Source organism: Acidobacteriota bacterium (assembly GCA_040756905.1).
In the GTDB taxonomy this organism is placed as follows: domain Bacteria; phylum Acidobacteriota; class Aminicenantia; order JBFLYD01; family JBFLYD01; genus JBFLYD01.
This window is the reverse complement of record JBFLYD010000009.1, coordinates 50,594-74,692: the sequence shown is the minus strand read 5'-3', so window position 1 is coordinate 74,692 and position 24,099 is coordinate 50,594. Positions and strand designations below refer to the sequence as shown.

General features: G+C 32.3%; 25 protein-coding genes. 12 read left to right on the top strand and 13 right to left on the bottom strand.

Annotated elements, in window-relative coordinates:
* Window positions 1–106: 106 nt before the first annotated feature.
* Entirely contained in the window at window positions 107–607 is a 501-nt protein-coding gene (locus tag AB1410_01250) for a hypothetical protein (protein MEW6455326.1), read from the top strand.
* An 88-nt stretch (window positions 608–695) separates the two neighbouring features.
* On the opposite strand, the gene AB1410_01245 is transcribed toward AB1410_01250, so the two are convergent.
* Window positions 696–1,460 (bottom strand): outer membrane lipoprotein-sorting protein, encoded by a 765-nt coding sequence (locus tag AB1410_01245; GenBank protein ID MEW6455325.1) that lies wholly within the window; start codon window positions 1,458–1,460, stop codon window positions 696–698.
* Between the two features lie 238 nt (window positions 1,461–1,698).
* Here AB1410_01245 and AB1410_01240 point away from each other — a divergent pair, with 238 nt between their 5' ends.
* The 5 genes from AB1410_01240 to AB1410_01220 are packed head-to-tail and all read left to right on the top strand — an operon-like array spanning window position 1,699 to window position 4,673.
* Window positions 1,699–2,100 carry a hypothetical protein gene (locus tag AB1410_01240; GenBank protein ID MEW6455324.1) on the top strand — a complete coding sequence of 134 codons (402 nt, stop codon included), beginning with the start codon at window positions 1,699–1,701 and terminating at the stop codon, window positions 2,098–2,100.
* A gap of 24 nt (window positions 2,101–2,124) precedes the next feature.
* Entirely contained in the window at window positions 2,125–2,664 is a 540-nt protein-coding gene (locus tag AB1410_01235; protein MEW6455323.1) for a sigma-70 family RNA polymerase sigma factor, read from the top strand.
* Window positions 2,657–3,421, top strand: coding sequence for a hypothetical protein (locus tag AB1410_01230; protein ID MEW6455322.1), 765 nt, complete (start codon window positions 2,657–2,659; stop codon window positions 3,419–3,421). The genes AB1410_01235 and AB1410_01230 overlap by 8 nt, the downstream gene beginning before the upstream one ends.
* A gap of 1 nt (window position 3,422) precedes the next feature.
* Window positions 3,423–4,271 carry a tetratricopeptide repeat protein gene (locus AB1410_01225; protein ID MEW6455321.1) on the top strand — a complete coding sequence of 283 codons (849 nt, stop codon included), beginning with the start codon at window positions 3,423–3,425 and terminating at the stop codon, window positions 4,269–4,271.
* Between the two features lie 12 nt (window positions 4,272–4,283).
* Window positions 4,284–4,673: a hypothetical protein gene (locus AB1410_01220; GenBank protein ID MEW6455320.1), complete on the top strand. Its 390-nt coding sequence runs from the start codon at window positions 4,284–4,286 to the stop codon at window positions 4,671–4,673.
* Window positions 4,674–4,686: 13 nt separating this feature from the next.
* Here the strand turns inward: AB1410_01220 and AB1410_01215 are convergent, their stop codons facing one another.
* Both AB1410_01215 and AB1410_01210 read right to left on the bottom strand, forming a co-directional pair.
* Window positions 4,687–6,723, bottom strand: a complete 2,037-nt coding sequence (locus AB1410_01215; GenBank protein ID MEW6455319.1) for a hypothetical protein — start codon at window positions 6,721–6,723, stop codon at window positions 4,687–4,689.
* Window positions 6,724–6,933: 210 nt separating this feature from the next.
* Complete coding sequence (locus tag AB1410_01210) at window positions 6,934–8,283, bottom strand: DUF1343 domain-containing protein (GenBank protein MEW6455318.1); 1,350 nt, start codon at window positions 8,281–8,283, stop codon at window positions 6,934–6,936.
* A gap of 209 nt (window positions 8,284–8,492) precedes the next feature.
* On the opposite strand from AB1410_01210, the gene AB1410_01205 reads away from it, so the two are divergent.
* From AB1410_01205 to AB1410_01190, 4 genes are all read left to right on the top strand, one after another.
* Window positions 8,493–9,467: a polysaccharide deacetylase gene (locus AB1410_01205; GenBank protein ID MEW6455317.1), complete on the top strand. Its 975-nt coding sequence runs from the start codon at window positions 8,493–8,495 to the stop codon at window positions 9,465–9,467.
* Entirely contained in the window at window positions 9,464–10,303 is an 840-nt protein-coding gene (locus AB1410_01200) for a putative manganese transporter (GenBank protein ID MEW6455316.1), read from the top strand. Before AB1410_01205 ends, AB1410_01200 begins: the two co-directional genes overlap by 4 nt.
* Window positions 10,304–10,444: 141 nt before the next feature.
* The gene (locus AB1410_01195) at window positions 10,445–11,083 is read left to right on the top strand and encodes an HAD-IA family hydrolase (protein ID MEW6455315.1); all 639 of its coding nucleotides are present in this window, start codon (window positions 10,445–10,447) and stop codon (window positions 11,081–11,083) included.
* A gap of 191 nt (window positions 11,084–11,274) precedes the next feature.
* Window positions 11,275–12,345, top strand: a complete 1,071-nt coding sequence (locus AB1410_01190; GenBank protein MEW6455314.1) for an HD domain-containing phosphohydrolase — start codon at window positions 11,275–11,277, stop codon at window positions 12,343–12,345.
* Window positions 12,346–12,374: 29 nt separating this feature from the next.
* Here AB1410_01190 and priA read toward each other — a convergent pair whose 3' ends face one another.
* From priA to AB1410_01140, 10 genes are read right to left on the bottom strand one after another with little or no spacing between them, the layout of a single operon-like run.
* Window positions 12,375–14,267, bottom strand: a complete 1,893-nt coding sequence (priA, locus tag AB1410_01185; GenBank protein MEW6455313.1) for a primosomal protein N' — start codon at window positions 14,265–14,267, stop codon at window positions 12,375–12,377.
* The gene (locus tag AB1410_01180; GenBank protein ID MEW6455312.1) at window positions 14,268–14,912 is read right to left on the bottom strand and encodes a uracil-DNA glycosylase; all 645 of its coding nucleotides are present in this window, start codon (window positions 14,910–14,912) and stop codon (window positions 14,268–14,270) included.
* Window positions 14,913–14,932: 20 nt separating this feature from the next.
* Window positions 14,933–16,111 (bottom strand): bifunctional phosphopantothenoylcysteine decarboxylase/phosphopantothenate--cysteine ligase CoaBC, encoded by a 1,179-nt coding sequence (gene coaBC, locus AB1410_01175; GenBank protein ID MEW6455311.1) that lies wholly within the window; start codon window positions 16,109–16,111, stop codon window positions 14,933–14,935.
* 3 nt (window positions 16,112–16,114) lie between these two features.
* A complete protein-coding gene (gene gmk / locus AB1410_01170; GenBank protein ID MEW6455310.1) occupies window positions 16,115–16,726 on the bottom strand; it encodes a guanylate kinase in 612 nt (203 codons plus the stop codon).
* Window positions 16,723–17,577, bottom strand: a complete 855-nt coding sequence (locus tag AB1410_01165) for a DUF1732 domain-containing protein (GenBank protein ID MEW6455309.1) — start codon at window positions 17,575–17,577, stop codon at window positions 16,723–16,725. The genes gmk and AB1410_01165 overlap by 4 nt, the downstream gene beginning before the upstream one ends.
* The gene (locus tag AB1410_01160) at window positions 17,574–19,379 is read right to left on the bottom strand and encodes an ABC transporter transmembrane domain-containing protein (protein ID MEW6455308.1); all 1,806 of its coding nucleotides are present in this window, start codon (window positions 19,377–19,379) and stop codon (window positions 17,574–17,576) included. Before AB1410_01160 ends, AB1410_01165 begins: the two co-directional genes overlap by 4 nt.
* Complete coding sequence (locus AB1410_01155; protein ID MEW6455307.1) at window positions 19,376–20,389, bottom strand: Asd/ArgC dimerization domain-containing protein; 1,014 nt, start codon at window positions 20,387–20,389, stop codon at window positions 19,376–19,378. The genes AB1410_01160 and AB1410_01155 overlap by 4 nt, the downstream gene beginning before the upstream one ends.
* A complete protein-coding gene (gene pssA / locus AB1410_01150; GenBank protein ID MEW6455306.1) occupies window positions 20,379–21,161 on the bottom strand; it encodes a CDP-diacylglycerol--serine O-phosphatidyltransferase in 783 nt (260 codons plus the stop codon). Before pssA ends, AB1410_01155 begins: the two co-directional genes overlap by 11 nt.
* Complete coding sequence (locus AB1410_01145) at window positions 21,158–21,781, bottom strand: phosphatidylserine decarboxylase family protein (protein ID MEW6455305.1); 624 nt, start codon at window positions 21,779–21,781, stop codon at window positions 21,158–21,160. Before AB1410_01145 ends, pssA begins: the two co-directional genes overlap by 4 nt.
* 9 nt (window positions 21,782–21,790) lie before the next feature.
* A complete protein-coding gene (locus AB1410_01140; GenBank protein MEW6455304.1) occupies window positions 21,791–22,018 on the bottom strand; it encodes a YdcH family protein in 228 nt (75 codons plus the stop codon).
* 176 nt (window positions 22,019–22,194) lie between these two features.
* Between AB1410_01140 and AB1410_01135 the strand changes: the two genes are divergently transcribed.
* Together AB1410_01135 and AB1410_01130 are read left to right on the top strand one after the other, a co-directional pair.
* Complete coding sequence (locus tag AB1410_01135; GenBank protein MEW6455303.1) at window positions 22,195–23,370, top strand: efflux RND transporter periplasmic adaptor subunit; 1,176 nt, start codon at window positions 22,195–22,197, stop codon at window positions 23,368–23,370.
* Between the two features lie 13 nt (window positions 23,371–23,383).
* Window positions 23,384–24,076: an ABC transporter ATP-binding protein gene (locus AB1410_01130; GenBank protein MEW6455302.1), complete on the top strand. Its 693-nt coding sequence runs from the start codon at window positions 23,384–23,386 to the stop codon at window positions 24,074–24,076.
* The last annotated feature ends 23 nt before the right edge of the window (window positions 24,077–24,099 follow it).

The following is a 24,099-nucleotide window of genomic DNA, read 5'->3' as shown; positions in this document are numbered from 1 at the left end:
TTAAACCTTAAAATTTTAGATTTGAACGCAATAGATAATGATCAAAGTAACTTTAAATGGAAGTCTTGTTAATATATAATTTAAGAAAAGCATGAGATACCTATTATTGTTATTTTTTTTAATAGCTTTTTTGCTTTCTCACATTCAATTATCCTCTGGAGATGGATTAAATATTCTAAATAAAGAAAGAGAAAAGGAGAAAGAAAAAATTATAGTTGTCACAAATGAAACTTTAAAAAAGAAATTGAAAGGGAAACTTCAAATAATTAAGGCTATTCCATATAAAAATGAATTAATAGAAGAGAAAAAGAAGGACAAAAAAGAATTGGAAATATATGTATTAGAAGAAGAAAAAATTGAATTCCTGAGAGAGAAAGAAGAGGAGTTAAAAAAGCTTTTAGGAGAGCTTGATGCTTTAAAAAAGGAAAAAGCAGAATTATTAAAAGATTTGTATGGATTGAACATTACTGCATATAGATATTCAATGATATTTTATCCAAGAGGTTATATAATTGGAAAGATAAAAAAAATTGATGAAAAAATAAAACTAATCGAAGAAGAAATTACAAAAATAAAAACGGAACTTTCAAAAATAAAAAATATATAATAACCAAGAAACGATTATGGAAAATACGAAAGAAAGAACCAAGCTCTTTTCCTCAAATTTTCCTACTGGTGGAGAATCTAAAATAAAATTACTTCTTCTCTGGCATCGAGAATATTTTGTCATCGAAACCTGGATTAAGTTTAATCTCTTTAATGGTGGTTTCCATAATCTTTTTTCCATCTGCATATGCAACTGACCTGAACTGAATTTTCATTCCCTCCACTTCTTTGAAATCAAAGCTAATATTTTCAGTCTTTACAATCTGACCTGACTCATTCCGAGCTGAATATTCAGTTTTTACAGGAAGAAATGTTTCTTTATCAAAGAATATGTTCGTTTCCTCACCTTGTTTATCTATAAATTTAATCCCATGGCAATCTCTACCCTCGATGTTCGAAACGCCCAGATATTCAAGTTTGCACTCTTTTTCTTTGTACCTCATCAGAAGATTTTCTCTCTTCTCTGATGCCTTAAAAGAATCAAAAATAAATTTCGGAGCTTCGATTGCCTGTCCCATCTGCTGGAACCATGCTTTTTCACCATCATAGCCAATTACTGTTTCCACTCCCATGATAGTCTGCTCGATTCTTATTCTCATTGGCTCAGACCTCATGTATATTTTTCTTTCGCCTAAAAATTCTCCTTGCGGAGTAAAAACTTTAATTCCAGCAACTATATAAGATTCATTCACTTTGTCCAATATTTCCTTTCCTCCCTGAGCATCGATGGACATCTGAATTATCTTCTCAAGATCGACTTTTTCCTGGGAATAAACTGATTCAGAGGAAAAAATAGAGTAAATCAATCCCAGAAACAAAAATATTGGTAGAAATTGATATAAGCTCTTTCTCATTCATTCCTCCTTTTATTCTATTTTACTAATACAAACTCATTTAATTCTGATGCATTCCTGTCCCCTCACACCGCCCTCTCCCCTCATGGAAGAGGATTGAGGTGAGGGGGAAAACGAGTAAGATGTAACAAACATTAGTGCGTTCATATTATTTATTATAAGGAAAAAAATAACAATCTGTAAACCTTTTGATTCTAAATTTCGTTTATATATTAAGAATGGAGATTAAGAGGGAAGAATGAAAAAATATATCAAATTTCTATTACCTTTCATCCTAATTTCTTTTTATTCTTGTGTGCTTATAATAGACGACAGAATTTATGACCCAAACCCTTATTTCAAAAATGCAATGAAGAGGATCGAAAAGATTCACAAGAAAGACCCAAAGAGAGAAGGCCCTGTTTCCTCGATGAAAATTCTTGTTTATGAAAAGGATGAACATAAGTTGATTAAGCTAACCATTCCATTCTGGCTGTTAAACTTTGGTTTGGATGTTGCAGAGGCAAGCGAAAATAAAAAATATTACAGAAGATCTGAAGATTTTCATTACACTGATTTGAAAAAATTGAAAGAAGCTGGGCCAGGACTCTTAATTCAGGTAGATGAAGAGGATTCAAAAGTTTTAATCTGGTTAGAATAAGAAATAGTAATTAAGGCTTTTGATGTGGATGAACAGGAATTTAAAGAAATTGTGGAGAAGATCATTAATGGTAAAAAGGATGAATTCAGTAAGATTATCCAAAGTTTTCAGAAAAAAATATTTCAGATTGCAATGGGATTCTTCAGAAATAGAGAGGAAGCGATGGATTTAACTCAGGAAGCCCTGATAAAAATCTTTCAAAATTTAAACAAATGGAAACACAATAAAAGTTTTTCAGCATGGGTTTTTACTATTACAAATAATCTATGCATCGATAGATACAGAAAAATTAAAAAGGAAAAAATTGACGCTTCTAAAATATATGAAAAAATCCTTCCAGGAAATGAGTATTTGGATTCAACAATTAAAATAGAAAAAGCTCTGGATAACCTCCCTCCAAAAGAAAAAATGCTAATCTCGATGAAATATTTTAATGATATGAAATTGATGGAAATTTCTGAAGTCTTAAACATATCTTTAGGCACTACCAAATCAATTCTTCATCGAGGGATAAAGAAAATTAGAAAATATGTTTTTTCCAGTGAGGAAAGCGGAAATGAATAATTGCAAATACATTGATAAAAATATTGCATATTTTGATGAGTTACAGGAGTCTGAAAAAAAATTAATTTTTGACCATATAAAATCATGTGAGAGATGCAGCAAGGCATACAATCAATTCGAAATTATAAAAAAAGGTTTCTCTGAGATAGATTCTCTCATAAAATCTCAGACAAACTTTATCGACTGGGATAAAAACCTGAATTTCATCATGGAAAAAATTAAATCAAAAGAAATAGTTAAAAGACCTTCAATGAAATTACCAGACATATTATTTCTAAAATGGAAATATGCAATGGCTGGGTTATTAATTCTTATAGCAGGATTCTTCCTTGGAGTGTTCTACTCAAACATAAAAATCCATAAAACCTCTTATGAAATACATATTCCATCTCCATTTTTTGAAAAAATGAATAAAATGTCTTTGAAAAAAGATACTGAAAATTATCTCAGAACAACTCAACTGATATTGATGAATTTTTTAGATTCGTATGAAAGTAACACCTGGGATCCTAATATTTATAAAGGACTATCAAAAGAAATGACGATGAAAAAAATATTCGTTGATAAAAAATTATTAAACTCAGTTGGAGGAGGAGCACTCTTTGATAAAATTGAGCTCATTTTAATTGAATTATCAAAGTCATCAAACATACAGAATAGAGAAAGACTTGAGGAAATTTATGATTATATTAAACAGAAAAGAATTCTTTTAAAACTTCAGATAGTAAACAATGAGATTAAAAATTTAGAGATATAAAATGAAAAAAACCTTAGTAATTATTATAATATTTTTTCTTTACTTCAGCCCTCTAATTTCTGCCTCTACTGAAGAAGAATTATTAAAAGAAGCAAAGCTTCTTATTTTTGACCGCAAGTGGAAAGAAGCTCAAATAAAACTGGAGGATTTCATAAATAAATATCCTAAAAGCAATTTTTATGCCGATGCTCTTTTTTATTTAGGGAAGTCCCTTCAGGAACAGAAAAATAAAGAGGAAGAGGCAATAAATGTTTATGAAAAATTTTTGTACCTAAAAAAAGCTCCATCCCTTCAAGAAGAGGCAGAAATATCGATAATTGACCTTTCCCAGAATCTTTACTTAAGAGGAAAAAAACATTATCTGAAAAAAATAGAAGATAGATTGAAATACAGGGATAAGGTTACTCGCTATTATGCAGCCTTTAAAATCAGTTATTTAAAAGATAATAATTCCAGAAAAGCTATCCCGGTTTTAAAAGAAATTCTGAACTATGAAAAAGATGAGGAGTTAAAAGAAAGAGCAAAATTAGCTCTTTTAAGAATCGACCCAAACAGTCTGAGAGGGTTTACCGAAAGAACATCTGAATCATGGGGAAAAACTCTTAAAATAAGAATATACAAGAAAGGAAAAGTTGAACCTGAAGTGTCTGTAAACATACCGTTTCCATTAGCTGAGCTCGCTTTAAAGGCAGTGGCAAAAGAGAACACAAAAATAAATGGAAAAATTGATGGGAAAGAGATAAAAATTAAAGATATTGATGAATTTTTGAAGAAAGTTTACGAAATGAAAAAAATGGAAATCCTCGAAATTTATTCAGAGGATGAAATAATAAAAATCTGGATAGAATAAATGGAGGTTAAAATGAAAAAAATTTTATTTTTTATTCTGATTATCATAGCGATATTATTGCTATCAAGCTCAAACATTTCAGGCCAAGATAAAGAAGATTTGAAGTTTATAAAAAGAGCAGTTTCATCTCAGAAAGAGAGCCTTGATACAAAAAAATTTGAAGAAGCAAAATGGCTTAAAATTGAAGTATTCGATAAAATAGCAAGAAAAACAAGAGTAAAAATAATCATGCCCATTTCTGTGCTTGAAATCATTTTTAATTCAAACATTCATCCAAAAGTAAAATGTGATGAAAAGGAGATTGACTTTCAGAAATTATTCAAAGAATTGAAATCACTCGGTCGAATGGAGTTAATCGAGATTGATGAAGAAGATGAATCTGTAAAAATATGGCTTGAATAAGAATAATTAAATTTTATCTTCTAAGGGAGGGGTTATGAGTAAGAAGGTATTTCTCAAAGCCTTCAGTTTCCAGGATGGAAAAAGCATCATTCCAGCTAACATAATCCTTCTTTCTTAAAGCCTCAAGAATTCTGATTATAGACAATGCAACTTCAGCTGTTTGACTCTGACTTTGATCTTTCTTTATAAACTCAATGGCATCAAAAAGGACTGCATTAGCTTCTTCATAACTGATAAAATCAGACCTCCCATATTTTTCTATCCATTCATCTTGAGAAAGGGCATCATTTACATGGCTCTGGATGAGATATGTAGCTCTACCTATAAGCTTTAAATTGCTGGGGCTAACATTTGTCATTGTATTTCCGATAACTCTTCCTAATTTTGCCATAACTGCAGTGGAATGAGCATTAAGGAGCATCTTAAGACCTATATTCTGCCTGAGACCAATGGGGTCATTTTCCTCACCAATGGGAAGAATAAAAGATACATCTTTTCCTTTAATTTCTTTCATATTCTGGATTATTTCATGAACTTCATTTTGTTGCTTATCAGTTATAAGTAAAAGCACTACATTAGCTTTTCTTTCTTTAAAAAAGGAGATAAATCTTCTAAAGGGAAAAGATGGCTCTTTTAATTTATCCACCTCTTCTCCCATGCACACAACAACTCCTAAATCCCCCTCCTTTGGTGATCTGTTCTTTATGTTAAAATCAGAAAAGGAGAAATCATAAAGATTCTCCTGGTCATTTCCTGCGTGCTTCAGACTTTTGAGGGCTGCTTCCTTTAAAAATGGATCTTTTATATCCGTTGAAAAAGGAGCTTCATAGATTGATGGATTAAGACCTCTAAATGGCCTTCCAAGAAAACTTTTCCAAGCTTCCTTTAGATTGCCTGCTGGTGTCCAGACCTGAATCCAGCACCTTCTTTCCGGCTCCATCACAGTATCAAGAGGAAATAGTCTAAAAGTTGGGCTCCGTTCTGTGCTATCGATAAAGACAGTGATAAGACCTTTTTGAGCAAAATATGTTAAAAATCTTTGGTTTTTATATGTTTCAGCCTCAAGATCAGTGAATGAAGCAAGGGAATTCCTTGCTTTCAAAACTGATTCCAGAACATTGTTGAAACTTTTAAGCCTTTCTTCAATGGTTAAGCCAGGAGAAAAGCCGAGCTGAAACATCTCTGATTCAGTCAGAAATCTTTGTAATACGAGATAGATAGCCTCTTCCAGTATAATACCCATTACAAAAGTCTCGATGGTAGTTGCCTGCATTCGGGTGGAGCCGGTAATTGCCTGATGTCCTGTAGCTAAATTTATCTTTGTTATGGCCGGATTTTCAATCACAGCCCTGCTTCTTTCAAAAGGAATCAAAACTTCATCAGGGTTATTGTAAATAAAATAAAGATTTTTTCTCGCAACTTCTATTTTCTCTTTATCCAATTTTCCATACTGATTGAGGGCAGCAAGTATTGTACCTATCACAGAGGAAGTTTCCCCTCCTTCTGTTACACAGAAAACAACATCTCCTTTCTCAATACCCCTGTCTTTTAACTGAAGATATCCTATCAATTGTAAATCTTCAAATCCCTCTAAAGAGCTAATCAATGCCCTGTCCCCCCCTGTCATCTCACCTATAAGCTGCTCTTCAACACCCTCAGCCAAATGAATTTTTATTTTTTCCCATAGAGGGCTTGATTTAAGTTTTCTCCAGAATGGCCTCCAGAAAGTACTCTCCATTTGCTTGGCTAACCTTCCTGTTGCTCCACATCCATAAATATATATTTTTCTTTTTTCAATAATTGCTTTTTCTACAGCTTCAACTGCTTGCTCAATTTTCTCACTGTTTTCAGAAAGCTCAAGGATCTTCGCAGATATATCTTTATCCACAGAGAAAAGCATTTCCAGCCCAGCTGAGGTATCGGATTTTATCCTAAAGCTTAAACTCCAGGTTTTAGGATGCCTCTGTTCTGTAATGAGGTTATGGAGATGAAATTCCTTTTTATTTTTAACATAGTCTAAAGATTGTTCTGAAGGTTTTATTCTAAGCAATTTTAAAATATAGCTCTCCTTCCCTTTTGAAGACGTTAGTGCCATATCCCTAAAACTCCTCTTAAAATAAAATTTTGACAAGATAATAGGATTTAGAAAAAGTTGATTGGCTGGGAAGATATTCATGAAATAACCCACTAAAATCGATAAAAAAATAAGAAAAGTTATAAAGCTAAATCTTATGGATTTATTTTTTAACAATTTTTCACCTCATTCATACAGTAAATAAGATTCCCTCAGCTTATAAAAATTATCTAAATCTTTTTTATAACTTTTTATCATCTCTTTTACATCAATACCTTTTTCAAGAGCTTCTCCTATCTTTGGGTTTCCCATTATTTTATCAAAGTAGTCCTTATGGAATCTGAAATTATTCGGATACATATCCATTATTGTTTTTATTATGTAAAGTGTGGATTCAAACGGTTTATATTGATTTCTGTCAGTTACATATATCTGTGCTCCTCCGCATAATTCTCCTTGATACTTTGAAAATGTAGGTTTAAACCAAGCTTCCCTGAACTTTATTCCTGAAAGATTTAGCTCATTGAGTTTTTTAATTAGCTCATATCCATCAATCCATGGAGCACCAAAAATTTCAAAGGGCTTTGTTGTTCCTCTACCTTCAGATATGTTTGTACCTTCCAAGAAAACCTGACCAGGGTAGACAGTTGCTGTATCAAGTGTGGGCATGTTTGGGGATGGAATCACCCAGGGAAGAGATGTATCATCATACCACATCTCCCTTCTCCATCCTTTCATTGGAATAACCGTTAAATTTACCTTTTTTTCAAAAAATTTATCGTTGAAAAATTTTGCCAATTCTCCGACAGTCATTCCATGTCTTACAGGTATCGGATAAAGACCCACAAAAGAACTAAATTCTGGATACTCCAGTATTGGGCCTTCAATATTTAACCCATTTATAGGATTTGGTCTATCTAAAACTATAAAATCAATCCCATTTTCAGCGCAGGCCTGCATGCAATAAGCCATCGTTGCAATGTATGTATAAACTCTCGTACCTACATCCTGAATGTCAAAAATCATCACATCTATTCTTTTAACCATTGAACTTTCAGGAATCTTCCCTGTCTTTGTGGTATCGAACGAGCGCATGTATTCATCTATATTTTTTAGCATTCCTGGCTCAGGTTTCATGGATTGTCCGTAAAGGCTGAATACAGGGAGTTTATATTTTTCATCCATGTAAAAAGGAACATATTCTCCAGCCTGGGCATTTCCTCTTACTCCGTGCTCAGGGCCATACAAAGCCACAAGATTAATTTCTGGGTTATTGTAAAAAAGCTCAATTATACTTTGTAAATTACTATCCACTCCAGTTGGATTTGTTATCAACCCCACTTTTTTACCTTTAACAAGAGCTAAATTGTTCTCAAGAAAAACTTCCACTCCAGGTTTTACTCTTTTTTGTTTCTCTGAAACAACCACGTTTTTTATATTCTTGCTTGCAAATGCGACTAAAACTAAAATACAAATACTTACTATGAATATCAAAGCACTTGTAAAAATTATTTTATTTTTAACTTTTCTAATCATCCTTTCCTCGCATTGCTATTAATTCCATATATTGGATAATTTAATTAAACTTTAAAAATTATACAATATATAAAAATAATTTTATCTAATTTTTCTCATCAAAATTAAACTAAATCTTTTTGAAAAATATAAAAACCAACCATTTGTTGCATCGTTTACAAATCTTATATAAAATCCAATCTTAAAATCTAATTAATCTGGAGGAATAAATGAAATATTTAACTTTAAAAAATTTTCTCTTAATTCTGAGTATTATTTTTATAATCTTCTTTGCTTTTATTAAAGTTTCAGCTCAACAGGAGGAAATTCCATGGAAATTTCCATTCGATAAAGTTCAGAATATAGTCAACAAAGTAAGAGCCGGCAAGGATTTAAACCCGAAATACTGGCCGAATGGAGCTAAAGTAGCTGTGGCATTATCTTTTGATTTTGACACTGAAACAATAGCTTTAAGGGATAATAGAACCTCTCCCTCTCTTCTTTCCCAGGGAGAATATGGAGCAAGAACAGGGATTTATCGAATTCTTAATCTCTTGGATAAATACGGAATTCCTGTATCTTTTTTTATACCTGCCATAAGTGCAAAACTACATCCGACGGAAATAAAAGCTATAATGAATAAAAAAAGGCATGAGATTGGAATGCATGGATGGATTCATGAAAGAAATTCCTTACTATCCGAGGAAGATGAAAGAGAAGTGATGAAAAAAGCTTATGAAACCTTGAAGGAAATAACTGGAAAAGCTCCTTCTGGTATAAGAACTCCTTCATGGGATTTCAGCCCATCAACACTTAAAATAATAATGGAATTGGGATTGATCTATGACAGCAGTTTAATGGCTGATGACAAGCCCTATGAGATTCTTTATGAAGGGAAGTCTTCTGGAATAGTAGAGATTCCTGTTGAATGGATTCTGGATGATTATCCCTATTTTGGAATGGACAGATTCTCCCCTATAAGACCCCATTCTACCCCTGATGATGTTCTTTCAATTTGGAAAGGAGAATTTGCAAAGGCATATGATGAAGGAATCACTTTTGTTCTAACCATGCATCCTCAAATAATCGGACACAGGTCAAGGATTTTAATGCTTGAGAAACTTATTCAGTATATAATCTCTTTTCAAAATGTATGGTTTGCAACCCATGAGACGATTGCAAATTATGTGAGGTCAGGGAGATGAGTGAACTTTTCCCTGAAGTAATTAAAGAAACACTGGAGATCACATTCCTGGTTTTATTGACGATGATTACCATAGATGTTGTTTCAGTGTTTACGAAAGGAAAGCTTGATGAATTTTTAAAAAATAAAAAATACATGCAATATGTTACAGCCTCTTTTCTGGGAACTATACCTGGATGTTTTGGTGGATTTACGAATGTTTCCCTTTATATACACAGACTTATAAGTTTTGGAGCGATTACTGGAGGAATGATTGCCTCATCAGGAGATGAAGCATTTGTAATGATTTCATTATTTCCCAAAAAAGCTCTTTTTTTATTTCTACTTTTATTTATTTCTGGGATTATCTTTGGAATTCTCATAGATTATATCTACCCCCTATTTAAGATAAAGCCCTGCACTGAATGTGTTCTTCAAGAATATCATGCTGAGGATTTTTCTTTTTCTCATTATCTAAAAGTCCACGTTTGGGACCATCTGTTAAAAAAGCATCTGTGGAAATTATTTATCTGGACATTCTTAACTCTTCTGTCGATTGAGTTTCTTATGAAATTCTGGAATCTTGAGACATTTGTAAAAAATAATCTATTACTTGTATTTCTATTTGCTGCAGCTCTTGCAATACTACCTGAATCTGGACCCCATTTAATATTTGTTATGATGTTCTCAAAGGGAATGATACCTTTCTCAGTTCTCTTTGTAAGTGCTTTTGCGCAGGATGGTCATGGCATGCTTCCGATGTTATCGTATTCAATAAAAGATTTCTTTTATATTAAATTTTTTAATATAATTATAGGACTCCTCATAGGAGTTATATTGTTCGGATTTGGATATTAAATTATTTAATACAAACGAATTAAATAAGTTGACATGTAGGGCATGGCTTTAGCCTTGCATTAAGCAACCCTAAAGGGTTGCCCTACAAATTATTTATTGTTTTTATATGAGGAGCACTATATATTTAATAAATATTTCTCTATGAAATTTGAAGGAATTATATTTGACCTCGATGGAACCATAATTGATTCTTACCCTGTGACGATAGATGCCTTTATAAAAGTTTTAAAGAAATGGGGAAAGCGGGATTTCACTCCCGATGAAATATATCTTCTCCTCGGACCTTCTGAGAAGAAAATATTTTCAGATTTTGTAAGAAAAGATGATTTAGAAAAATGCTTCAATGAATATCTCAAAATGTTTATGGATAGATTGGATGAAATAAACTTATATGATGGATTCCCAGATACAATCATTGAAATAAAGAGGAGAAACAAGAAAATTGGAATATTTACAGGAAGGGGAAGGGAGCTTTCCTTATTTTTAATCAAAGAGAAGGGATTAGCTGAACACATAGATTCTCTTGTTTCAAGTGAAGATTTAAAAAATCCAAAACCAAGCCCTGAGGGAGTTTTGAAATTATGTAAAGAACTTCAAATTTCTCCCTCAAATGTGCTTCATGTTGGAGATTCTTTTTTAGACATTACATCAGGAAGATTAGCAGGAGTCGTGACAGGAGGAGCCTTATGGGGAACTATGAGCAAGAAAAAATTAATGGAAGCAAACCCTGATTATCTTTTTAACACCCCTTTTGAAATTTTGAATATATTAACCAATTGAATTATAACGTTTATCTTTTTTATTATACTAATGGCAATAAATAAACTCATGTAGGGCAGGGCTTTAGCCCTGCAAAATAAGCAAGCCTAAAGGCTTGCCCTACATATTAATTATTGGTATAAGTATAATAAACACTAATGATAATCATATTAATTTACAAATAAAAATAAAATAAATATAATATCTGTCCTATGGAGAAAGAAAAAATCTTGATAGTTGATGATGAAGAAACAATAAGAGAGTTACTTTTAGAATTTCTTGAAGGCCAAGGTTATGAATGTGTTACAGCATCTAATGCTGAAGAGGCTCTAAAAATTTTTAAGGGAGAAAATAATTTTTCTTTACTAATTACTGATATAAGAATGCCAGGCAAAAGCGGCCTTGAACTGCTCAAAGAGCTAAAGGAGATTGACCCTCACATGGGAATTATTATGATGTCAGCTCTTAAAGATATCAACATTGCTATAGATGCAATGACTCTTGGTGCTTATGATTACGTGATAAAACCATTTAAACTCTCAGAAGTTGTAATAAATGTAAAAAGAGGTCTTGAAAAAAGAAGGCTTGTTCTGGAGAATCTAAGATACCAGAAACATCTGGAGGAGATGGTTGAGGAGAGAACAAATGAATTAAAAAAAGCGTTAGAGGAACTAAACGAGACATACAATGAAACTTTAAATTCCTTGATACTTGCTCTTGATTTCAGAGATACTGAGACCCATGGTCATTCCAATAGAGTAACTGAATATGCAATAAAAATAGCTGAATCTTATGGTATTGAAGATAAAGATGAACTTATCACTCTTCGAAGAGCAGCTTTATTGCACGACATTGGTAAGATTGCGATTCCAGATTATATCCTCAGAAAGCCAGAGAAGTTATCCCCGGAAGAATGGGAAACAATGAAAACACACTCAGAGATTGGTTATAACATGATGAGGAAAGTTAAATTCCTTCAACCCGCTTCGATCATAGTTCTTTACCATCATGAAAATTATGATGGAACAGGGTATCCTTATGGAAAGAAAAACGATGAAATTCCCTTAGGGGCGAGAATTTTTGCTGTAGCCGATGCTTTAGATGCATTAACTTCGGATAGGCCCTACAGAAAGGCTTACTCTTTTGAATATGCCAGAGAGGAAATTAAGAAAAACTCCGGAACTCAATTTGACCCTAAAATTATTGAAGCTTTCTTATCCGTAGATTTAGAGGTATGGAAAAAAATATCAGAGGAAATACAAATAAAATTATCTAAAACCTAAATTTAAAAATTTTATCTGAAAAAAGTGTATCAGAGAGTGGAGAGAGGATTTATCTCGATGTTGATTTTTTCCTTTAAGAATACATCGATGTTCTCTCTGAGAAATTTCCTTATCTCAGTTATATCTCCTTTTAAAATCAGCTGAACCCTCCATAATCCTTTTAATTTGGAAATCGGAGCGAAATTTGGACCATAAACTTTAAACCCATTTTCATGTATTTTTATTGTTTCCAATATTTTTCTGGCTTTTGTGCCAATACTTCTCCTTTTCCTTCCTGGAATTAATAATTTGACAATTGAGAAAAAGGGAGGATACTGCATAATTTCTCTATATAATAACTCTTCTTTATAAAATAAATCATTGTTGAATGAAAGAGGAGAAATTATACTGTAATGAAGATGTCCACTGCTCTGGACTATTACCTTTCCTTCATCTTCAACTGAAAGAAGTAATTTATCAATTATATGAAAAGTATTTTCTGAAAACCTATAATCTGGAAAAGATAGACTTGATTCAGGATTCAGGAGCACTAATAGAGGAATTCTAATCCTATCAAAATGCTTATAACTTAAAATTAATTGAGTTCCAATCATTATCTCTGTATTATTGTAAAGAAATTCTTGCCATATCTTGTTCTGAGCTTTCTTACTTCTACATCTTTCGAGGTCTAAAATTTCTATTTTCTTTTCCGGATAAATTGATTTCAATTCATGGTAGACCCTCTCAGTTCCAAACCATCCAACTGCTCTCAATTTTGATTTACATCCAGGACATAATCTCTCCACATTTTCTGAATATCCACAAAAATGACATATTAATAAATTCTCCTGATGAAAACGAAGGGGAATATTACAATTTTTACAATTCTTTATGAAACCACAATTATTGCAGACCAAAAAACTTCCCAAGCCCTTCCTGTTAACAAAAAAAATCATCTTATTTTTTTGCTTAAGATTTTTATCTATTTCGTTTTTTAATTCATCAGATATTACTTTTTTAGACCTCAAAAATTTGACCCTTAAAGATTTCTTTCTGTCATTGTCAAGCTCGTAGAAAGAAAAATCTTTTCTTTTTACTTTAAAAATGGATTCCACAGAAGGTGAATCAGAGCCGAGGATAATTGAGGAGTTCATAAGCTGAGCTTTAATAAAAGCAACTTCTTTTATATTATATTTTGGACTGTTCTGTTTTATGTAAGAAAGACCCTCTTCTCCATCGATTATTATCAGAGATAAATTTGGGATAGAATAAAAAAGAACAGGAAATGTTCCTGAAATAATGGTTCTCATTCCATTTTTTATCTCAACCCATTCAATTTCTTTTTTCCTCTTGCTTAATTTTCCGGAAATAAATGAAGTCTTGAGTCTTTGAGGTCTAATTATTTCTTCAAAGTATTCAAGATCAGAAACCTCAGGAAATAGGATCAAGACATTTTTCCCTTTTTCTACTTCATTAATTGCAAGGGCTATATACATATTTATTCTTTCATCCCGAGACCCCTTTATTAATAAAGGTTTTTTTTCCTTAAGAAATTCTATTAAAATATCTGGAATTCTTTTAAGTTCGAGATTTTCTGATCTGGAAAGGTCTTTAAACTCTGCCTTTCTATTAGACAAAGGTATCGAAGATAACAATTCTCCTAAGCTGCAAAAAAAATACTCTGAAACTTTTTTACACATAAGAAAAACATCCTCTGTTATCAATACCTCATCATCTATGATTTCTTCCACTTCTTTTATTTCTCCTGAGATGGTCTGTTCTGGTGAGGAATTCACTATGAATCCTGTATAATGCCTGTTCTTAAAAGAAACCCTCACCCTTTTTCCTGTTGAAACTTTATCCCTTAAATCTTCAGGCACTTTATATATGAAATTATTTATTATTGGTAAAGGAAGGGCAACTTCAACGAGTTGATTATTCATTTAGACCCTGTTGATTATTTTCAAAGCTGTTTTTATATCTTTCCAAACAAGTTTTTTGAGCATTTTCTCCTGATGTCTATTTCTTAGAATGAATGCAGGATGAAAGGTAGGAATCAATGGAATGTTTTTAAAATAGAGTATTTCCCCCCTTCTTGATAAAATTGAAATGTTTTCTCCCGAAAGTGTACTCGACGCTATTTTTCCCAAAGCTATGATAACTTTTGGATTTATAATCTCTATCTGCTTTATTAAATATTTTTTACATTGTTCAATCTCTGGAGCTTTTGGATTTCTATTATTCGGTGGTCTGCATTTGAGAACATTTGCAATGTAAACATCATCTCTGTTGAATTTCATCCCTTCTATTATCTTCGTTAATAGTTTTCCAGCCTCTCCCACAAAAGGTCTTCCCTGTATATCTTCATCTTCACCAGGAGCTTCTCCAACAAATAAAATTTCTGCACCAGGATTTCCTTCACCAAAAACATAGTTAATTTTTACTTCATGAAGAGGGCATGCTTTGCAATTCAAAACATCTTTTTCCAACTCCCATAGTTTTTCCTTCTTTAGATTTTTTTTTAAATTTAAATTTTCCACATCAATTTCCTGAAAAAATTTAAGCCAGTTTAAAATCTCTTTTTTCATTTTGAAGAATGGGAAAAGAATTATTTTATGATTTTTTCTATTTCATCGATTATAAGTGATGCAATTTCTCTTTTAGTTTTCCTTCCGGATTTTAATATTCTTCCATTTCTATGGATTATCGATATCTCATTAAAATCAGACCCAAACCCTATCCCCTTTTTAGTAATATCGTTTAAAACTATAAAATCCAAATTTTTTTCCATCAATTTCTTCTTTGCATTATTTATTTTATTTTCTGATTCTGCAGCAAATCCAATGAGAATTTTATCACCCTTTTTCTCGCCCATCTGTTTTAATATATCCGGATTTCGTAGGAACTCTAAACTTATTTTTTCATTCTCCTTTTTTATCTTATCTCTAAAATATTCAGTTGGTCTATAATCAGAAGGTGCGGCTGCCATTATTCCTATATCAGTTTCATTCCAATGTTTGAGACATTCTTTTTCCATATCTAATGTTGTTTCCACATTTATCAATTCACCTCTTATGTTGGCCTTTTGCAATGTAGGACCCAATATTAACTTTACTGCAGCACCCCTTTTTTCTGCCTCTTCAGCAAGAAAAATCCCCATTTTTCCAGAAGACCTATTAGTGATTATCCTCACAGGGTCTATACTTTCCTGAGTTGGTCCTGCAGTCACCATTATTTTCTTTCCTTTTAAAGATTGCTTGATGTTTAAAATTTCCATGGCCTTATCAACTATACAATGAGGATCAGCCAGCCTTCCAATGCCTTCATCTCCAGAGGCAAGATATCCAAATGATGGCTCTACAAAATGAACACCCATCAATTTCAGCTTCTCCATATTCTGCTGTATTATAGGGTTATTATACATCTCTGAATGCATGGCTGGAGCTATAAGAACAGGGCATTTAACTGAAATGAATAGTGTGCTTAAAAAATCATCTGCTATTCCAGAAGCAAATTTTGAAATAATGTTAGCAGTGGCAGGAGCAACCACCAAAAGGGAAATTTCCTTAGAAAGTTTTATGTGGGCTACTTCTGTTTCTATTTCATCAAACTGTTCCACATAGACTTTTTTTCTGGAGAGAACCTGAAAGGTAAGGGGCGAAATCAGCTTAGTAGCATTCTTTGTCATTATAACCTCTACTTCGACATTCTTTTTTTGAAATTCCCGCATTATCTCCACAGATTTATAAGCACTGATTGATGAACAAACTCCTAATGCAATCTTCATTTTTTAATAAAAATTTAAGAATAGCTCTTTTATTTTTTCTTCCCTTCTAAATCTTTTTGCCCTTTCCGCATTTATTATTGATTGGAGTTCATAAACCGCTCTTTTAAGGCTATCATTAATTACAATGTATTCAAATGATTTCCATTTTTTAATCTCATTCTTTGCATTCTTTAATCTTTTTCCAATCTCTGATTCATCTTCAGTACCCCTTAAAATAATCCTTTTTTTTATCTCATTGATTGAAGGTGGAACTACAAATATAAATACACAATTCTTGAGTTTCTTCCTTATATTCATAGCACCCTGTATATCAAGATCTAACAGGAGGTCAATCCCTTTTTTAATACCCCTGTTTATCTCTGAATGAGAGGTGCCATAATAATTTCCATGAACTATAGCCCATTCCAGAAATTTTTCCTGATTTATCATTTTTTTAAATTTTTCTTCTGAAACAAAATAATAATCGGTTCCATTCAATTCATTCGGCCGAGATTCTCTGGTGGTATGAGAAACTGTAAAATAAATATCCGGGATAGAATTCAGTAATAGTTTAACAAGGGTGGACTTTCCTGAACCAGATGGTCCTGTAATTACAAATACAATCGAACCTTTCATTCTACATTCCTTGCCTGTTCTCTAATTTTATCAACCTCTGCCTTTATCTTCAATCCTTCCCTTATTATCTTAATATTTTCAGTCTTTGAATTTATTGTGTTTACTTCTCTTAGAATCTCCTGAACCAGAAAATCCATGTTTTTACCCTTAGAAATTTTGTTTTTTATTTCGATAATTTTTCTTAAAGCATTTACATGCGATTTTATCCTTGTTATTTCTTCAGAAATATCCATTCTCTGGGATAAATACGCAATTTCCTCAAAAAATCTACCTTTATCTTCGGGTGATCGATCAAGCATTTTTTCTATCTTTGAACTGAGATTTCTTTTTACTTCTTCTGAATGCCATGAGACATTTTTTTCTATATTGTTTAAAGAAAATTCAATTTTCCCTATGGAGGCTTTCAAATTTTTTTCGATAAACTTCCCCTCCTTTTTTCTTTCCTTGAGGATCATATTCAGGACTTCTCTGAATCCTTTCTCGAATTTTCTCCAGTCTTCATTAGATATAGCTGACTCATTTAGCTTAAGAGAAAATATCTCTGGGAACTTGATGACCTCATTTTTCAGCAATGGATAGTGATTCAAAATTTTATCAAAAAGAAATGCGTTAAAATTAATTTTCCATCTATCTGAATTTAAAAAATTTATTTCAAAATTTATATATATCTTTCCTCTAAAAATCTCCTTTTTTACTATTTTTAAAATTCTCTTTTCAAGTTCAACAATTTGAGGATTGGATCTAAACTCCCATTCAAAATATCTATGATTTTCTGATTTCAACGAAATAAAAAAGTCGAGACCAGGATAAAAAAACCTCTTTTGAGCATAACCTGTCATACTGTTTATCATGCCTGTTGCTCGTTGAGTAATTCAGGAAATTGCAGGACATAAAGATGGGCATATATTCCCCTCTTTTTCAATAAACTTTCATGAGTGCCTTGCTCAACGATAGTTCCTTTATCTATTACCAATATCTTGTCAGCTTTCCTAATCGTGGAAAGTCTATGAGCTATAACAATGGTTGTTCGATTCTTCATTAAATTTTCAAGGGCCATCTGGATAGCTCTCTCAGATTCAGAATCAAGCTGGGATGTGGCTTCATCAAGGATAAGAATTGGAGGGTCTTTTAATATCGCCCTTGCAATTGCTATTCTCTGTCTTTGTCCAAGGGAAAGAATCTGGCCACCCTCGCCTATCACAGTTTCATATCCATCTGAAAGATTCATTATAAAATCATGAGCCATCGCTGCTTTTGCGGATTCAACAATCTTTACTTCGGATATGTTCTCTAATCCATAGACAATATTGTTCTTAACTGTATCGTTAAAAAGAATTATATCCTGGGTAACCAACCCAATCTGAGCTCTTAAAGAACTTAGAGTAATACTTCTTATATCATAATTATCAATCGTTATCTCACCCAAGTTCATTTCATAAAATCTCGGAATGAGGTTTATCAAAGTTGTTTTACCTGCTCCACTCAATCCAACAATTGCTACTAACTCACCAGGTTCAGCTTTAAAACTCACATCTTTCAGAACAAAATTTTTATCGCTATATGAAAAGCTTACATTTCTAAACTCCAGTAAACCTTTAACTCTTGGAAGAGTTAATAATCCACCCCTTTCTTTAACTTCGGGTTGCTCTTTCATAATTTCTTCTATTCTTTCCAATCCAACAAGAGCTTGTTGAATATTAAAATTAACCTTGCTTAACCTTTTTACTGGAGCATACATTAAAAACATCGCCGTGAGAAAAGAAGTAAATTGTCCAGGGGTTACAGCTCCTGATACTATCTTCCTCGTTCCCACCCAAAGAATAAACGCAGCAACGAAGGCTCCTAAAAACTCCATGAAAGGTGAGTTAAATGAGCTAATTCGAGACATTTTCAGATGAACTTTGAAATGATCATCTGTTAATTTTAAAAACTTTTTCTTTTCAAACTTCTCCATGTTAAAAGCTTTGACTATTCTGTTTCCTTTAACAGTTTCAAAAATAATATTTGAAATATCAGCCATCTTTTTCTGACCGAGAAGCCCTTTTCTCTTAAGCTTCTTACCGAATCCGATTATGGGAATCGATGCCATTGGAATTAAAAGTAATGATATGAAAGCTAATTTCCAGTCCTGATAAAATATTACAAATAGAAGACCTATCAAAGTAAAAGATTCTCTTATTAGATCTCCAAGAGTTTCAGAAAGAGCTGTCTGAATTCTATCAATATCATTGGTAACCCTTGATATTAATTCTCCTGTGGGCCTATTGATAAAAAAATTTATCGGTTGATCTATGAGATGAGAATAAAGTTTATCTCTAAGGGATTTTACAACAGTCAAGCCTATTGAAGTCATTTTGTACGAGGATAAAAATGTAAAAAATCCTTTTCCAAGAAAAACCATAACTAAAAGGAATGGTAGAAGACCTTCAAGTTGAGTTTCTTGAATGTGGAATATTTTCAAAAATAAATCTCTTGGAATAAATGCAACAGGGGCTTCCTTTGAACCTTTTAAAAAGAGATGATCCATGATTGGTTGAATGAGGAGGGTAAATGTAGCTGTAAAAAAAGCAACCATCGCCATTGAAAAAATTGCGATACCGATCTTTTTCCAGTTTTTGCTTATAAGGGAAAATAATTTTATATAATCATTCATACAAGAAATCTATTCAACAAATTTTTTGCAATTTGAATTGCATTTAAGGTGCATCCTCTTCTTAAATTATCAGCAACAAGCCATATCCAATAACAATTAGGAAAATTAGGGTCCTTCTTCAGTTTGATAAAGATACGATCTTCTCCTGATGCTGATACAGGAGTGGGAGGATCGGATTTTAATGGAAATATTTTAAAAAAGGGAACTTTTTTCATCCGGTTTTCAATTTCTTCAAATGGGATCTCTTCTGGAAATTCAACATAAATCATTGAAGAATAAGAATGAAAAACTGGAACTTGAATGATTGAAAGAGAAAAGAACTCGCTTCTTCTCAAAATTCTTTCAGTCTCTTTTATTATCTTTTTTTCGAGATCTGTGATACCATCCTCTGAAACTTTCCCTACCTGAGATATAATGTTGAAGGCGACCTGTTCTTTAAAGATCGATTTAGGAATTTGAGTAAGGTTTAAGACTCCCACCGTTTGAGAAATAAATTCTTTTATTCCTTCATCCTGATACTCTGATACTGGTTGATAAAAAATGGATATTGCTTTTTTTATCTTAAAATTTTTTTCAAAAAAATTAAAAACCAGGCTTAGAATAATAGCAATAGGATGGGGATTAGCAACTATATAATCATCAAATTTCAATAGTTCTTCGTTAACTCCATCAACTATTAAAGGAATGTTCTCTTCTTCATTAAAGGTAAATTCAAGGTCGATTGCGAAAATTTTCTTTTTTTTTGCCTTCTTGCCCCATTCTTTATTGAATTCTGTATCCGAGACTAAAAAAATTAGATCGATATCCTCTAAATAATTTTCATCTGGATATCTTACAATTTTTGCCTCATTTTTGAATTCTGTTAACAAGCTCCATTCCTCTTTTACTGAGAAATCAAAAAATTCAATATTTCGCAATGGAAAAGCCGCCTTTTCTATCAGATTCTTAATCTCTTTGCCTCTAAACGAATTTGCTCCAAGGATGGCTAAATTGTAATTTCTATTGGGCATCGAGAACTTCTCTTTCTCTCTTTTTAATTAATGTCAACATCTTTTTCCGAAGCAACAAAAATGGAGCATAAAAAATATATGGCACAATGATTAAAAGAACAGATATTTGAGAGTAAAAATAAAACACCCCAAAAAACATAGCCAAGACCAAAAATATCCAGAAATTTTTTGTAATCTTAAAATTCAATTTTTCATAGCTTGTATATTTCAGATTGCTTATCATCAACAAAGAAATAAATAGAATGTAAATTGTTAGTAGAATTAAAATCAGTTTGTCTTCCACAACTTTGTTGTTATACAGAACAAAGCCAGCAATTGAGACTGCTGCGGCAGGGATTGGTAATCCGATAAAATACTTCTTCTCCTCTCCTGGAACTGCAGTTATATTAAACCTTGCAAGTCTCAAAACTCCTGCCATTAAATATATAAATCCAAACACCCATCCAATATGATAAAAGTTTTTCAAAGCCCAGTAATAAATCAGTAAAGAAGGAGCTATGCCAAAGGAAATTGCATCTGCAAGAGAATCAATCTGAATTCCAAAGTGTGATGCGGATTTTGTAATCCTCGCAATTCTTCCATCGAGTATATCCAGAATCCATGAAATAATAATCATTAGAGCAGCTATTTTAAATTTTTCAGAAATGACATTTTTTATTGCGAGAAAGCCAAAAAATAAATTGGCAATTGTAAGTACTGCAGGAATAAGATGGAGTCCTTCAATTCTTTTTCTTAGTTTTGTTCTTTTTCTTCTGATGCGTTTTCTTATCATTCAAATCTCCCTATTATTGTCTTTCCTCCTTTAACTTTATCCCCCTCTTTTACAAGCAGGTTGACACTCGCAGGAAGGAAAAGTTCCACCCTTGATCCGAACATGATAAGACCTATTCTCTCCCCTGGTAAAACTTTCTGATTTTCCTTTAAATAACACTTTATTCTTCTTGCTAATATTCCTGCAATCTGTTTCAGAATTATCCTCTCTTTTTCACCCTTTATATGTATAACATTCTGTTCATTTAAATCTGAGGCATTACCCTTATACGCTGGAAAAAACTTTCCTTTTTTATAGACTATTTTTTCCACTATTCCTTCTACAGGAGACCTGTTTACATGAACATCATACAAAGATAAAAATATGCTTATTTTAATAGAATTTTCATTTGCAAAAGAATTGTCATTTATTTTTTCAACCTTTATCATTTTTCCATCTGCAGGAGAAAGTATCACACCTTTTTCTAAAAAAGGAATTCTTTCTGGATCTCTGAAGAAAAACCCGACAAAAGCTGCAATGAGAATAAAAATTATTAAAATAGTTAATTTGTTGAAAATCAAAATAAATATAGACGCAATTAGCATTAGAATTATGATGATAAAGATGCCTTCTTTTGCCATTTTTTATTCTTATTTTTTAAGCGATGTTTGATATTGCTCCATAATCAACTGCATTTTATCTTTTAAGATCAATTTTTCTTTTTTAATCCTTTTAATCTCTAATCTCTCATCATCGGTTAAAAATTTTTTTGATGATAATTCTTGTAATTCTTTCTCATATTTTTGATGAGAGTCATACAGCTTTTTAAATTCTTCATTTTCACTCAAAAGAACCTTCTTAATTTCTTCTTCTTTCATTTTACCCCCTTATTTATCAATTGATTTTGAAATTTCCTGTTTCTCTTGTCTAAGTTTAAGATTTCTTTCACTTATCGAATTTTATATTCTATCTAAAATTTTGTCAAAAATAAATAATCTTAAACTTTTAATACATTATATCGTATAATCTTAGTGAAAGATAACGGAGAAAAGAAATGAAGAAGAAAACAATAATCATTGCAGTAGTAATGGTCGTTATATCTGTCATAATTTTATTAAACATTAGGCGGGGAAAACCTCCTATTGAGGTGGAAACAGAGAAAGTAACAAAGAGTAACCTTATCTCAAAAGTATCTGCTTCTGGAACCATCAAACCTAAAAAATATGTTAACATTTCTGCCCATATTCCAGGGAGGATTGAAAAAATCTACGTAAAAGAGGGAGAGAAGGTAAGTGAAAATTCTATTCTGATGAAACTCGACTCAACTCAGTACGAGGCAAATGTTGAACGGGACAAAGCTCTCATTCTTTCCTTTGAAGAAGACCTTCGCCAGACAATGATTAATCTGGAAAAAACTAAAAATACCTTTGAAAGGTACACTCAACTTCACAAAGAAAAACTTATCTCAGATGAACAATTAGAAAATGCAAAAGCTCAGTATGAAATGAACCTTGCCCAGGTAAAAAGCTTAAAATATAAAATTGAACAGGCAAGGGCTTCCCTTAAAAGCTCAAAAGATAATTTTGAAAAAACGATAATCAAATCTCCTTTGAACGGTGTGGTAACAAGTCTCAAAGTAGAAGAGGGAGAAGTGGCAGTTATAGGAACCATGAACAACCCAGGAACAGTTCTTTTAACAATAGCAGACCTTTCAGAAATGGAGGTTGAAGTTGAAGTTGATGAAACTGATATAGTTGGAATAAGAGCAGGTCATGAGACCGAAATCACAGTTGATGCTTTGCCGGATAAAAAATTAAGGGGATTTGTCACAGAAATTGGAAGCTCTGCAATCGAGAAAGGATTGGGCACTTCCACAAAAGAGGCAAAAGATTTCAAGGTAGTTATAACTTTAAAAAATCCTCCCGAACAATTAAAACCCGGCCTCTCCTCATCGGTTGATATAATCACTGCCATTAGAAATGGAGTGCTGACGATCCCTATATCCTCTGTTGTGGTAAGAGAAAAAAAAGAAGAAAAAAAAGAGGAGGAAGGCATTTTTGTTATTAAAGATTCTCAAGTTTTTTTCCAGAAAGCAGAAAGGGGTGTAATGGGAGAAATGAGAGTTGAGATTTTATCCGGGCTTAGAGAAGGAGATACAATAGTTGTGGGACCTTATAAATCTTTAAGAGAATTGAAAGATGGAGATAGAGTAAAAATCAAGAAAAAATAAAGAATTATCAGGTATGAATGATCATTTAATAACCACAGAGAACATATGGAAGATTTATAAAATCGGAAAAGAAGAGGTCCAGGCTTTAAGGGGAATTTCCTTAAATATCAAAAGAAATGAATACATAGCAGTTATTGGACCTTCTGGTTCTGGTAAATCAACTCTTATGAACATTCTTGGATGTCTCGACAGACCAACAAAAGGTGAATATTACCTGAATGGAAAGTTAGTAAGCTCATTAAATGAGGAAGAACTTGCATTAATAAGAAATAAAGAAATTGGATTTGTATTTCAGGTTTTTAATCTTCTTCCAAATGCAAACGCATTTCATAATGTAGAATTGCCTCTTATCTACAATGGAACACCAAAAAAAGAAAGAACGGAAAAAGTCATCAACGCATTAAAAATGGTTGATTTACTTGATAGAAAAAATCACAGACCTTCAGAACTCTCAGGAGGACAGAGACAAAAAGTAGCAATAGCAAGGGCACTCGTTAACAATCCGTCTATCATCCTGGCTGATGAACCAACAGGAAATTTAGATTCAGTTTCGGGTCAAGAAATACTGAAAGTATTCAAAAAGCTTCACCAGATTGGGAACACAATCATTGTAGTCACCCATGAAAATTATGTTGCCTCTGAGGCCCAAAGAATCGTATATATAAGAGACGGAAAAATAGAAAAAGAAGTTCTCAATCAAATTTAAATATATTGAGGAGAAAAAAAAGA

Bases quoted from the DNA above. Each gene is read 5' to 3' on its own strand.
- AB1410_01245 (MEW6455325.1), bottom strand. From the start codon at position 1,460: ATGAGAAAGAGCTTATATCAATTTCTACCAATATTTTTGTTTCTGGGA.
- AB1410_01240 (MEW6455324.1), top strand. From the start codon at position 1,699: ATGAAAAAATATATCAAATTTCTATTACCTTTCATCCTAATTTCTTTT.
- AB1410_01230 (MEW6455322.1), top strand. From the start codon at position 2,657: ATGAATAATTGCAAATACATTGATAAAAATATTGCATATTTTGATGAG.
- AB1410_01225 (MEW6455321.1), top strand. From the start codon at position 3,423: ATGAAAAAAACCTTAGTAATTATTATAATATTTTTTCTTTACTTCAGC.
- AB1410_01220 (MEW6455320.1), top strand. From the start codon at position 4,284: ATGAAAAAAATTTTATTTTTTATTCTGATTATCATAGCGATATTATTG.
- AB1410_01210 (MEW6455318.1), bottom strand. From the start codon at position 8,283: ATGATTAGAAAAGTTAAAAATAAAATAATTTTTACAAGTGCTTTGATA.
- AB1410_01205 (MEW6455317.1), top strand. From the start codon at position 8,493: ATGAAATATTTAACTTTAAAAAATTTTCTCTTAATTCTGAGTATTATT.
- AB1410_01200 (MEW6455316.1), top strand. From the start codon at position 9,464: ATGAGTGAACTTTTCCCTGAAGTAATTAAAGAAACACTGGAGATCACA.
- AB1410_01195 (MEW6455315.1), top strand. From the start codon at position 10,445: ATGAAATTTGAAGGAATTATATTTGACCTCGATGGAACCATAATTGAT.
- AB1410_01190 (MEW6455314.1), top strand. From the start codon at position 11,275: ATGGAGAAAGAAAAAATCTTGATAGTTGATGATGAAGAAACAATAAGA.
- priA (MEW6455313.1), bottom strand. From the start codon at position 14,267: ATGAATAATCAACTCGTTGAAGTTGCCCTTCCTTTACCAATAATAAAT.
- AB1410_01180 (MEW6455312.1), bottom strand. From the start codon at position 14,912: ATGAAAAAAGAGATTTTAAACTGGCTTAAATTTTTTCAGGAAATTGAT.
- coaBC (MEW6455311.1), bottom strand. From the start codon at position 16,111: ATGAAGATTGCATTAGGAGTTTGTTCATCAATCAGTGCTTATAAATCT.
- gmk (MEW6455310.1), bottom strand. From the start codon at position 16,726: ATGAAAGGTTCGATTGTATTTGTAATTACAGGACCATCTGGTTCAGGA.
- AB1410_01165 (MEW6455309.1), bottom strand. From the start codon at position 17,577: ATGATAAACAGTATGACAGGTTATGCTCAAAAGAGGTTTTTTTATCCT.
- AB1410_01160 (MEW6455308.1), bottom strand. From the start codon at position 19,379: ATGAATGATTATATAAAATTATTTTCCCTTATAAGCAAAAACTGGAAA.
- AB1410_01155 (MEW6455307.1), bottom strand. From the start codon at position 20,389: ATGCCCAATAGAAATTACAATTTAGCCATCCTTGGAGCAAATTCGTTT.
- pssA (MEW6455306.1), bottom strand. From the start codon at position 21,161: ATGATAAGAAAACGCATCAGAAGAAAAAGAACAAAACTAAGAAAAAGA.
- AB1410_01145 (MEW6455305.1), bottom strand. From the start codon at position 21,781: ATGGCAAAAGAAGGCATCTTTATCATCATAATTCTAATGCTAATTGCG.
- AB1410_01140 (MEW6455304.1), bottom strand. From the start codon at position 22,018: ATGAAAGAAGAAGAAATTAAGAAGGTTCTTTTGAGTGAAAATGAAGAA.
- AB1410_01135 (MEW6455303.1), top strand. From the start codon at position 22,195: ATGAAGAAGAAAACAATAATCATTGCAGTAGTAATGGTCGTTATATCT.
- AB1410_01130 (MEW6455302.1), top strand. From the start codon at position 23,384: ATGAATGATCATTTAATAACCACAGAGAACATATGGAAGATTTATAAA.